Annotated in this window: 3 protein-coding genes and 4 pseudogenes; 5 read left to right on the top strand and 2 right to left on the bottom strand. The window is 68.3% G+C overall.

Annotated features, from left to right (window positions below):
- Nucleotides 1-289 precede the first annotated feature (289 nt).
- Nucleotides 290-2,608 (top strand): annotated as a pseudogene (rpoD, locus tag H0I39_RS17170) (RNA polymerase sigma factor RpoD).
- Nucleotides 2,609-2,743: 135 nt separating this feature from the next.
- Nucleotides 2,744-3,960, top strand: a pseudogene (locus H0I39_RS17165) (multidrug effflux MFS transporter).
- 34 nt (nucleotides 3,961-3,994) lie between these two features.
- On the opposite strand, the gene H0I39_RS17160 reads toward H0I39_RS17165, so the two are convergent.
- Both H0I39_RS17160 and H0I39_RS17155 read right to left on the bottom strand, forming a co-directional pair.
- A complete protein-coding gene (locus tag H0I39_RS17160; protein WP_180551288.1) occupies nucleotides 3,995-4,639 on the bottom strand; it encodes a response regulator transcription factor in 645 nt (214 codons plus the stop codon).
- Nucleotides 4,611-6,389, bottom strand: coding sequence for a sensor histidine kinase (locus H0I39_RS17155; protein ID WP_308645882.1), 1,779 nt, complete (start codon nucleotides 6,387-6,389; stop codon nucleotides 4,611-4,613). The genes H0I39_RS17160 and H0I39_RS17155 overlap by 29 nt, the downstream gene beginning before the upstream one ends.
- A gap of 174 nt (nucleotides 6,390-6,563) precedes the next feature.
- On the opposite strand from H0I39_RS17155, the gene dsrO reads away from it, so the two are divergent.
- The 3 genes and pseudogenes from dsrO to H0I39_RS24280 all read left to right on the top strand — a co-directional run bounded on the left by dsrO (nucleotide 6,564) and on the right by H0I39_RS24280 (nucleotide 11,730).
- Complete coding sequence (dsrO, locus tag H0I39_RS17150) at nucleotides 6,564-7,337, top strand: sulfate reduction electron transfer complex DsrMKJOP subunit DsrO (protein ID WP_180551287.1); 774 nt, start codon at nucleotides 6,564-6,566, stop codon at nucleotides 7,335-7,337.
- A 19-nt stretch (nucleotides 7,338-7,356) separates the two neighbouring features.
- Nucleotides 7,357-8,390 (top strand): annotated as a pseudogene (nrfD, locus tag H0I39_RS17145) (NrfD/PsrC family molybdoenzyme membrane anchor subunit).
- An 82-nt stretch (nucleotides 8,391-8,472) separates the two neighbouring features.
- Nucleotides 8,473-11,730, top strand: a pseudogene (locus H0I39_RS24280) (molybdopterin dinucleotide binding domain-containing protein).
- The last annotated feature ends 120 nt before the right edge of the window (nucleotides 11,731-11,850 follow it).

Below are 11,850 nucleotides of genomic sequence, written 5' to 3'. Positions count from 1 at the left end.
TCACGCTATAATTAAAGGCTTGTCACCGGCAAGAGCGACAGCAGCACCTCCGGCCCGGCCACGCGCACAGCGTCATGCGCGCCCCTTCCCCAGGGACGGCCAAGATACCGCAAGGACTGCACCCCAAATGTTCGCCCAACCATCTTGCCCCTGACCGTGCGCTGCCGCCAGACTGCCCCATCGGCGCGCCGTTGCCACCTCGCTTTTCTTTTTTGCCTGACCGAGTGTCCGCCGTGCGACGCCCCATCGCGTTCGTGCGCTGAGCACTCCAACGACCAGAGGTTGATTGATGTCCACCAGCGCCAAACCTGCCGCCAAGACCGCCGCCGCCAAGACCACCCCCGCCAAGAAGGCGCCGGCCAGAAAGCCGCGCCGGCCCAGGCCGCCGCGGAAGAACTCGAGACCACGCCAGCCAAGACCACCGCGGCCAGGAAGACCGCCGCCAAGACCACCACGGCCGCCGCCCCCGCCAAGAAGGTGGGCCGCCCGGCCAGGGTGCCGCAGCCGCCGAAAAATCCACACCCGCCAAGCGCGGCCGCCCCGGCAAGACGGCGGCCAAGGACCTGGACGAGGACGCCGACCTGTCCGACATCGAAGCCGACCTGGAAGGCGAGCCCGAGGCGGCGCCCGAGGGTGAGCAGGCCGCGGTCGAAAAGGCCAAGCCCCTGCGCATGAAGATCAGCAAGGCCAAGGAACGCGCCTTGATGAAGGAATTCGGCCTCGACGAGGGCGTGCTCTCCGAAGAGGAGATGAGCACCCGCCGCGCCAACCTCAAGACCCTGCTCAAGCTCGGCAAGACGCGCGGCTACCTGACGCACGGCGAGATCAACGACCACCTGCCCGACAAGCTGGTCGACGTCGAGACGCTGGAGGCCGTGGTCTCCATGCTGAACGACCTGGGCGTGGCCGTGTACGAGCAGACGCCGGACGCGGAGACGCTGCTGCTGACCAACCAGGGCACCAGCACCGCCACCGAGGAAGAGGCCGAGGAAGAGGCCGAGGCGGCGCTGTCCACCGTCGATTCGAATTCGGCCGCACCACCGACCCGGTGCGCATGTACATGCGTGAGATGGGCACCGTGGAGCTGCTCACGCGCGAGGGCGAGATCGAGATCGCCAAGCGCATCGAAGGCGGCCTGATGGCGATGATGGAAGCCATCAGCGCCAGCCCCACCACGATCGCCGAGATCCTGCAGATGGCCGCCGACATCCGTGAAGGCAAGGTCGTCATCAACACCGTGGTCGACGGCTTTGCCGACCTGGACGAGAACGACGACTACGTGGCCGAGGAAGACTTCGACGAGTACGACGAAGAGGACGACGACGACGGCAAGGGCGGCTCCAAGGCCATGACGCGCCTCTTGGAAAAGCTCAAGAACGATGCGCTGGAGCGCTTCGACGAGATCGCCGCGCTGTTCGACAAGGTGCACAAGGCCTACGACAAGGAAGGCTGGGGCTCGCCCAACTACATGAAGGCGCAGACCCTGCTGTCCGAGCGGCTGATGACCATCCGCTTCACGGCCAAGACCATCGAGAAGCTGTGCGACATGCTGCGCAGCCAGGTGGACGACGTGCGCCGCTACGAGCGCGAGCTGCGCCGCATCATCGTCGACCGCTGCGGTTACCCGCAGGAGCAGTTCATCGCCGAGTTCTCGGGCCGCGACAAGGCGGGCAACAAGGTGCCTTCGAACCTGCTGAACCTGAAGTGGGTCGAAAAACAGGCCGCCGCCGGCAAGCCCTGGAGCGCCATCATGGAGCGCAACATCCCGCCGATCCAGGACCTGCAGCAGAAGCTGATCGACCTGCAGGCGCAGGTGGTGGTGCCGCTGGATGAGCTGAAGGACATCAACAAGCGCATGAACGAGGGCGAGGCCTCATCGCGCGATGCCAAGAAGGAGATGATCGAGGCCAACCTGCGCCTGGTGATCAGCATCGCCAAGAAGTACACCAACCGCGGCCTGCAGTTCCTCGATCTGATCCAGGAGGGCAACATCGGCCTGATGAAGGCAGTGGACAAGTTCGAGTTCCGCCGCGGCTTCAAGTTCTCGACCTACGCCACCTGGTGGATTCGCCAGGCCATCACGCGCTCGATCGCCGATCAGGCGCGCACCATCCGCATTCCGGTGCACATGATCGAGACCATCAACAAGATGAACCGCATCTCGCGCCAGCACCTGCAGGAGTTCGGCTTCGAGCCCGACGCCGGCATCCTGGCCGAGAAGATGGAGATGCCCGAGGACAAGATCCGCAAGATCATGAAGATCGCCAAGGAGCCGATCTCGATGGAAACCCCCATCGGCGACGACGACGACAGCCACCTGGGCGATTTCATCGAGGACCAGAACAACACCGCGCCGGTTGACGCCGCCATGCAGGCCGGCCTGCGCGACGTGGTGAAGGACATCCTCGACAGCCTGACCCCGCGCGAGGCGAAGGTGCTGCGCATGCGCTTCGGCATCGAGATGAGCACCGACCACACGCTGGAAGAAGTGGGCAAGCAGTTCGACGTCACGCGCGAGCGCATCCGCCAGATCGAGGCCAAGGCGCTGCGCAAGCTCAAGCACCCGAGCCGCTCGGACAAGCTGCGCAGCTTCATCGATTCGCTGTGACGCCCTAGAAACCGAACAGCCGGACGCAGAGCACGCAGAGGTTCCGCAGAGGACGCAGAAGAAAACCATTTTGGTCTTCTTCTGCGTCCTCTGCGGGTTTCTGCACCTTCGGCGTCCGGTCAAGTTCCTCCTGACATGAACCCCGACGCCGCCAAACTCTGGACCGCCCCGCGCTGGGCGCTGGCCATTCTGCTGGCAGTGCTGGGCATGCTGGGGCCGTTCTCGATCGACACCTACATCCCGGCTTTCTCGGCCATCGCCCAGTCGCTGAATGCCACGCCGGTGCAGATGCAGCAGACACTGTCGGCCTATCTGTTCGGCTTCGCCTTCATGAACCTGTTCCACGGTGCGCTGTCCGACAGCTTCGGCCGCCGGCCGGTGATCCTGTGGGGGCTGGCGATGTTCACCGTGGCCTCGCTGGGCTGTGCGCTGGCGCAGAACGTGGGGCAGCTCATCTTCTTCCGCGCGCTGCAGGGCCTGTCGACGGGCGCCGGCATCGTGGTCTCGCGCGCCGTCATCCGCGACATGTTCCCGCCCTCCGAGGCGCAGCGCGTGATGAGCCAGGTCACCATCTATTTCGGCGTGGCGCCGGCGGTGGCGCCCATCATCGGCGGGTGATCGCCGAGTACCTGGACTGGCACTCGATCTTCTGGTTTCTGGTCGGCGTGGGCGTGGTGCTGTGGCTGGCCAACTGGCGCCTGCTGCCCGAAACCCTGCACGTGCAGGACCGCCAGCCGTTCCAGGTTCGCAACTTGATGCGTGGCTACTGGCAGCTGCTGACCGACGCGCGCTTTCTGCTGCTGGCGCTGGCCTCGGGCGTGCCGTTCAACGGCCTGTTCCTCTACGTGCTGTCGGCGCCGGCGTTCCTGGGCGACATCCTGCAACTGCGGCCAACGCAGTTCTTCTGGTTCTTCGTGCTGTCCATCGGCGGCATCATGGCCGGCTCGTGGCTGTCGGGGCGCATGGCGGGCAAGGTCAAGCCGAAGAACCAGATCATGCAGGGCTTTCGCATCATGCTGGGCGTGTCGGCCATCAACGTGGTGGCCAACGCCGTGCTGACGCCGAACGCCTGGTGGTCGCTGTGGCCGGTCACGGTGTTCGCCTTCGGCTGGGCGCTGATGGTGCCGGTGGTCACGCTGCTGGTGCTCGATCTGTACCCGGCGCGGCGCGGCATGGCGTCGTCGCTGCAGGCCGTGGTCGGCTCCACGGCCAACGGCATCGTGGCCGGCGTCGTGGCGCCGCTGGTCATGCATTCGGCACTCGGGCTGGCCATCATGTCGACCGCCTTCATGGCCGTGGGGCTGCTGGCCTGGCTGTGGCTGCGCCGGCGCTGGCCGGGCATCGGCGGCTGAGCACCCTGCCCTGACGCGCGACCGCGCGGGCGCCTCAATCGAGCGCCGTGGGGTCGGCCTGCAGCATCAGGCGCGCCAGTTCGGCGGCGCTGCCCACCTCGGCCTTTTCCATCACGTGCTGGCGGTGGATGTGCACGGTCTTTTCGCTGATGTCCAGCTCGCGCGCCACCAGCTTGTTCGGCAGGCCTTGCGCCACCAGCCGCGCCACTTCCGCCTCGCGCGGCGACAGGCGCGCCAGGCGGTCGCCGGCCTGCTGCGCGCGTTCGCTGGACACCAGGTCGGCCTCGCGCTGGCGCAGGGCGGCCGACACCACATCCAGCAGGCGCTGGTCCTTGAACGGTTTTTCCAGAAAGTCGAACGCGCCGCGCTTCATGGCCTGCACCGCCAGTTCCACGTCGCCATGGCCGGTGATGAAAACGATGGGCAGATGGCAGCCGCGCGCGATCAGGGCCTGCTGCAGTTCCAGCCCGCTCATGCCCGGCATGCGCACGTCCAGCAGCAGGCACCCGGTCTGCTCGAGCGCAGGCAGGCCGGCGTCGAGGTAGTCGGCTGCCGACGCGTGGGCCTGCACGGGCCAGCCCATGGATTCGAGCAGGAACACCAGCGAGCGGCGGAACGCGGCGTCGTCGTCGACCAGATGAATCTGCCACTCAGGCACCACGGGTGGGGTTTCGGTCATCGTCGGGAAGGGTCAGGGTGAATTGCAGGCCGAGGCCGTCCTCGGCAGCGCTGGCATCCAGCCGGCCGCCATGGGCTTCGGCGATGCTGCGGCAGATCGACAGGCCCAGGCCCATGCCATCGGCCTTGGTGGTGAAGAAGGGTTCGAACAGGTGCGATTGTTGCCCAGTCGACAGCGGTTCTCCGCGATCGCGCACGGCAATGTGCACGCCACTCGTGTCGCGCCGCAGCGTGACGGTGAGTTGCTGCCGCTCGGCGGGCAGATGGCGCGTGGCGTCCCAGCCGTTCTTCAACAGGTTGAGCAGCACCTGCTGCACCTGCAGCGCATCGACGGTGAGCATGGTGCCCGCCGGCAGTTTGTCCACGACGTCGACCGGCGGCGCGTGCACCTGCATGCCGCGAAACAGGGCCACGGCCTCATGCACCAGCGCCACCGGGTCGACCACCTGCCGCTGCGCCACACGCTTCCTGGCGAAGGCGCGGATGCGGCTGAGCACGCCGGCGGCGCGCTCGGCCTGGCCGGCCATCTCGCTGGCGGCTTCCCGCGCGGCGTCGGGGCTCAGGCGCTGCTGGTCGACGCGGCGGATCAGGCTTTGCGCATAGTTGCCGATGGCCGCCAGCGGCTGGTTCAGCTCGTGCGCCAGCGTACCGGAGAGCTCGCCCAGCACCGACAGCCGCGCCATGTGCTCGGCCTGCTCGCGGCTCTGGCGCAGGCGTGCTTCCAGCTCCTCGCGTTCACGCGCCGCCTGGCGCAGATCGGCGGTGCGCGCCTGCACCTGACGCTCCACGTGCAGGGTGTAGACACCGCCCAGCGCGATCAGGCCCAGCAACCCCGCCAGCCACGGCCAGTAGCGCTGCGCCAGCGCCGTCAGCGTGGGCACGCGCAGGTTGGCATAGGGGCCGATCTTCAGCTCGCGCTGCATCTCGTGCACCGACTGGTAATCGGCCGGCACGGTCCAGGTGATCGGGCTGTCGCCTGCGCGCATTTCCAGCAAGGCGATGGTGACGGCACGTGCCAGCGCCGGGTCGGTGTGGCGCAGCGTGGCGATGGGCCAGTTGGGATAGACGCGGGTGGAGGTGGCGCAGGCAAAGCCCATCTCCGGCCGTGGCGCCACCACGCGAAAGCGCTGGCGCCACTCCGGCCGGCTCTCGACCATGCAGGCTCGCACGAAGCCGGCATCGGCTGCGCCGCTGGCCACGGCCTCCAGGACGCGGTCCATCGGCAAGCCGACCACCAGCAGCTGCCGCAGATCGCTGGCAGGGTCGATGCCCTCCGCCGCCAGCTCGCGCCACACCAGCTGGTAGCCGGAGAACGCCTCCTTGCCGACCACGGCCACGCGCTGCCCGCGCAGATCGGCCAGCCGCTGCACCTGCGGGTTGCCCGCCAGGGTGACCACCGCCGCGCCCACCGCCTGCCACGCCGAGGTCGGCAGCGTGCTGCCCGTTTGCAGCGTCAGGATGCGCGAGGCGCCCAGGCGCGATTCGAGTTCGACATAGTGCCCCGGGTTGGTGATGATGAAGTCGACGCGACGTGCTTGCGCCGCTTCGTTGAGCGCCGCGTGGTCCAGCGAGATCAGCTCGACCGCACGCCCCGGCAAGGCGCGGCGCAACTGGGTGGCCACCGGCGTCCATTCCTCCACCGCGGCGTCGGCACCCAGGTAGGCCAGCACGCCGATCCGCACCGTGCCACCGCCCTGCGCCCAGGCCAGCGCAGCCCAGCAGCACAGCCACGCACCCAGCAAAGCCGGCACGCTGCGCGCGAACAGGAACGAAGAAAACCATCACACCCATTTCAATTCCGAGTAACCCGGTCGGCAATAGGGAAAAGCGTCTAGCGACCTCATTCATTCACCCGATTGGCGGTGGGGTTATTGGTTCCTATATTGGGGCACGCGCTGAAAAGCGTCTTGAAGGGACCCTACGCAATGACCATTCCAACCCCTCCCGCCACCCCGTCGACCAGCAAGCGCGGCCTGCTTCGCGCCTTGCTGGGCTTCGGCGTCACGGCCACCGGCATGGTGGTCGCGGCCGATCCGGCCGAGGCCGCCATCGGCAGTCAGCCCGCGCGCCGCCCCGGCGCCGACGGCAAGCGCTACGGCATGCTGGTGGACATCCGCCGCTGCATCGGCTGCCAGGCCTGCACCGTGAGCTGCTCGATGGAGAACCTGCCTCCGCTCGGCCAGTTCCGCACCACGGTGCTGCAGTACGAGGTGGATACCAAGGTGCAAGGCGCACCGCCCGCCATGGTGAGCCTGCCGCGCCTGTGCAACCACTGCGACAACCCGCCCTGCGTGCCGGTGTGCCCGGTGCAGGCCACTTTCCAGCGCACCGACGGCGTGGTGCTGGTGGACAACGAACGCTGCGTGGGCTGCGGCTACTGCGTGCAGGCCTGCCCGTACGACGCGCGTTTCATCAACCACGAGACGCAGACTGCCGACAAGTGCACGTTCTGCGAGCACCGGCTGGAGGTGGGCCTGCTGCCCGCGTGCGTGGAAAGCTGCGTCGGCGGCGCCCGCAAGATCGGCAACCTGAACGACCCGGCCAGCGAAGTGGCCACCCTGCTGCGCGAGCACAAGGACGACGTGAAGGTGCTCAAGCCCGACCTGGCGACCCGCCCGCATGTGTTCTACATCGGCCTGCCCGAGCAGTTTGTCAGTGGCATCGACGGCCAGGCCGGTGTGCGCGTGGCGGCCAACTGAGCCGACAAGGAGAACAGCCATGAACATCATCGAGTTGCTGACCCCCGCCTACGAAGCCGCTTGGCTGCCCTGGGCGGTGCAGTATTTCTTCCTGATCGGCATCGCCACCACCGCGGCGCTGCTGGCTGCCTGGCTGGCTTTCGCGCCGGCCGGCACCGACCGCGCCCGCCTGCTACCGGCGGCGGTGGTTGTGCTGCTGGTCGCCAGTATTGCGGCGCCCGTGTCGCTGCTGGCCGACCTGCACCAGCCAGGCCGCTTCTGGCACTTCTATGCTCACCCCACGTCCTGGTCTTGGATGTCGCTGGGCGCCTTCCTGCTGCCGGTCTTCGTGATGCTGGCGCTGGGTTTCGGCGTCGCCTGGTGGTTGCGCAAGCCGGGTTGATGCGCGCCGTGGGCGTGCTGCTGGCACTGAGCGCGCTCAGCGTGCTGGTCTACACCGGTGGCGAGATGATGGTGATCCGCGCCCGTCCGCTGTGGCACACGCCGTTCCTGCCGATCAACCTGGCGTTGACGGGCGCCCTGGGCACGCTGGGTGCGGTGCTGCTCGTGGTGCGCTGGATGCCGCAGGGCCTGGCGGGCTGCCCTCTCGCCCTGGCGCGCCGGCTGGCGCAAGGGGTGACCGCTGCCCTGGTGCTGGTGGCCCTGGCCTGGGCCGTGCTGGGCCTGGCGGGGCAGTCGCCCTCGTTCACCGAGGCGGTGAGCCTGTTCAACGAGTTCGGCGCCTGGAAGCTGGCGCTGGTCGGCTCCATCGTCGGCGGCCTGGTGCTTCTGGCCATGATCTGGGCGCCTTGGCGCGCCCCGGCTTGCGGCACGCAGACGCTGGTGTTCGCCCTGGCGATGCTGGTGGCCGCCTGGGTGTTCCGCTGGATCGTGTTCATGGCCGTGCAGACGGTGCCCAAGTTCGGCGCCGGCCTGTACCTGCAAGGCGTGTCCTGGGGCAGCGATGGCGTGCTCGGCATGGCGGGCGTCTTTGGCCTGGTGGCGGCATTGATCACCATCGTGACCTGGGGGCTGTTCCGGTTCCCGCCCCGCAGCAGCGCGGCGCTGGCCTGATTGAAGGAGATTGGTGATGAATGACGCAGTGAAAACCCAGAACCCGGCGGGCACGACGCCGCCCGATCTCAGCAAACGCCAGATGCTCACGCGCGGCGGCATCGCCGCCGGCGGCTTGGCGGCCTTCGCGGCCGGCTATGGCGAAACGCTTTTCAAGGCCGGCAAGGGCTTGGTCACCGGCAGCGCGGGCGAGGTGCCGGCACACGCCACGCGCGGCAATTCGCTGACGCCCGAGCCCGAATCGACCCGGTCAGTGGCCAGCTCAGCACCCAGCCCGGCCAGACGGTGAGCATGTCCAGCTGCCTGGGCTGCTGGACGCAGTGCGGCGTGCGCGTGCGCGTGGACACCGCCAGCAACCGCATCATCCGCGTCGCCGGCAACCCCTACCACCCGCTGGCCACGGTGAGCCCCGCGCCCATGGACATGCCGGTGCGCGAGGTGTATGCCAAGCTCGGCGGCGAAAGCGGGCTGGAAGGCCGCGCCACCTCGTGCGCGCGCGGCTCGTCGATGCTGGAGCAGCAGAACAACCCGCACCGTGTGCTGCAGCCGCTCAGCGCGTCGGCCCGCGCGGCTCGGGCCAATGGAAGACGATCTCGTTCGAGGAGCTGGTGAAGGAAGTCTGCGAGGGTGGCAACCTGTTCGGTGAAGGCCAGGTGGACGGCCTGCGCGCCATCTTCGACCAGAACACCCCCATTGACGCCGAGAACCCCGAATACGGTCCCAAGTCGAACCAGCTCATCTTCACCGACTCGGCCAACGAAGGCCGCACCGGGCTGGTGCGCCGCTTCACCGAGCAGTCGTTCGGCAGCCGCAACTTCGGCAACCACGGCTCGTACTGCGGCCAGACCTTCCGCGTCGGCACCGGCGCGGCGCTGGGCGACATCCGCGCCATGCCGCACGGCAAGCCGGATTGGCCCTCGGCCAGCTTCGGCCTGTTCATCGGCGCGGCCCCTGCGCAGTCGGGCAACCCGTTCCAGCGCCAGGGCCGCCAACTGGCCGAGGCGCGCACGCGCAAGGACAACCCTTTCCGCTACGTGGTGGTCTCGCCCATCCTCCCCACCTCGTCGAGCATGGCCTCGGGCGACGGCAACCGCTGGTTGCCCGTCAAGCCCGCCACCGACCTGGCGCTGGTGATGGGCCTGATCCGCTGGATCATCGACAACGACCGCTACGACGCCCAGCACCTGAGCCAGCCCGGCCCCGCCGCCATGGAAGCGGCTGGCGAGGTGGCCTGGACCAACGCCACCCACCTGGTGGTGGCGGATCCCAAGCACCCGCGCTTCGGCAGCTTCCTGCGCGGCGCCGACCTGGGCTGGCCCAAGCCGGAGCCCAAGCCCGTGCCAGCCACGCCCGCCGCTGCTGCGCCCGCCGCCGTGGCCGCAGCACAGCCCAAGCCTGCTGCCACCGCTGCCCCCACCGCCAAGCCTGACGCAGCCGCGCCGCTGCCGCGGCCCCTGCTGCAGCACCGGCCCAGCCAGCGCCCGCGCCCAAGGTCGAGGAAGTGCCCGACGTGTACGTGGTGCAGGCAGCCGACGGCACGCTGGTGCCGCACACCCGAGCCGAAGCCGCCAACCTGAAGGTCGAAACCACGCTCGACATTCCGGCCTGGGGCGAGCAGGGCCAAGGCGTGGCCGTGATGACCTCGATGATGATGCTGCGCCGCGAAGCGCACAAGAAAACGCTGGACGAATACGCCGAGCTGTGCGGCGTGCCGCGCGCCGAGATCGAGGCACTGGCGCAGGAGTTCACCAGCCACGGCAAGCACGCCGTGGCCGACGCGCACGGCGGCACCATGGGCGGCGCGGGCTTCTACACCGCCTATGCGATTGCACTGCTCAACGTGCTGGTGGGCAACCTCAACGTCAAGGGCGGCCTGGTGCTCGACGCCGGCCAGTTCGGTCCTTTCGGCCCTGGTCCGCGCTACAACTTCGCGCAGTTTCCGGGTCGCGCCAAGCTGGCGGGCATCGCGTTGTCGCGCAACAACTTCCCGTACGAGAAGACCAGCGAGTTCAAGCGCAAGCAGGCCGCCGGCAATGCCTACCCGGCACAGGCACCGTGGTACCCGGCCACCGGCAACCTGAGCAGCGAGATGGTGGCCTCGGCCCTGAACGGTTATCCGTACCGCGCCAAGGTGTGGTTCAACCACATGAGCAACCCGGTCTACTCGATCAACGGCTTCAAGAACGCGTTGCTCGACAAGCTGAAGGACCCGTCGATCCTGCCGCTGGTGGTGTCGATCAACCCGTTCATCAACGAGACCAACGCCTACGCCGACTACATCGTGCCCGACACGGTCACGTACGAAAGCTGGGGCATCTCGGCGCCGTGGGCCGACGTGGTGGTCAAGTCTTCCACCATCCGCGTGCCCGCGGTCGAGCCGAAGGTGGCCAAGACGGCCAGTGGCGAGCCGGTGAACCTGGAGTCCTTCCTGATCGCGGTGGCGCGCACACTGGGCATGCCCGGCTTCGGCCCCGGCGCGCTCAAGGACAAGGACGGCAACGCCCACGACCTGAACACCGCCACCGACTTCTACCTGCGCGGCATGGCCAACATCGCCTGGGCCGGCGGCAACGTGCTGCCCGACGCCAGCGACGACGACCTGGCCGTGACCGGCATGCAGCGCCATGCCGAGCTGCTGCAAGCCGCGCTCAAGCCCGAGGAGTGGCGCAAGGTGGCGATGATCATGACCCGCGGTGGGCGCTTCGACAACCTCGACAAGGCCTGGGACGGCCAGCACCTGAAGGCGCGCCACAAGCCGGCGCAGGCGCTGTGGAGCGAAGACCTGATCAAGATGCGCCACAGCATGACCGGCCAGCGTTTTGACGGCTGCCCCACCTGGCACCCCACCCGCCTGGCCGACGGCACGCCCATGCGCGAGAAGTTCAACGAGGCCGACTACCCCTTCCTGATGACCTCGTACAAGTCGAACCTGATGAGTTCGATGGCCATCGCGGTCGAGCGCCTGCGCCAGGTGCACCCGCACAACCCGATATCGATCAACCGCGAGGACGCGGCGCGGCTGGGCATCGGCAACGGCCAGAAGATCCGCGTCACCAGCCCCGGCGGCAGCATCACCGGCGTGGCCATCGTGCGCGACGGCGTCATGAAAGGCGCCATCGCCGTCGAGTACGGCTACGGCCACAAGGAGCTGGGCGCCCGCACCCACTCCATCGATGGCAAGCCGCTGGCCGCCAACGCTGCGCTGGGTGCTGGCGTCAACATGAACGAGATGGGTCTGGTCGACGTCACGCGCGGCGAGCAGCAGCCCAACGGCTGGGTCGAGGCCATCTCGGGCGCCGCCGTGCGCCAGGGCCTGCCGGTGCGGGTGGAGCGGGCGTAACACCACCACTCTGGCGCGGGTCGGCATGGCCGCACTCGCGCCTGGGTGGTTGATGCGCCACACGCGCGCGCACGCCGCAGTTCAAGGCAAAATCGCGCTCCAGGCGCCATGCTTGGGGCG

The organism is Ottowia beijingensis (assembly GCF_013423955.1).
In the GTDB taxonomy this organism is placed as follows: domain Bacteria; phylum Pseudomonadota; class Gammaproteobacteria; order Burkholderiales; family Burkholderiaceae_C; genus Ottowia; species Ottowia beijingensis.
The sequence above is the reverse complement of the archived record's forward strand: the minus strand, read 5'-3'. Positions and strand labels throughout refer to the sequence as shown.

What these genes read in the sequence shown, in the direction of transcription:
- H0I39_RS17160 (WP_180551288.1), bottom strand. Translation starts at nt 4,639, where the DNA reads ATGACCGAAACCCCACCCGTGGTGCCTGAGTGGCAGATTCATCTGGTC.
- dsrO (WP_180551287.1), top strand. Translation starts at nt 6,564, where the DNA reads ATGACCATTCCAACCCCTCCCGCCACCCCGTCGACCAGCAAGCGCGGC.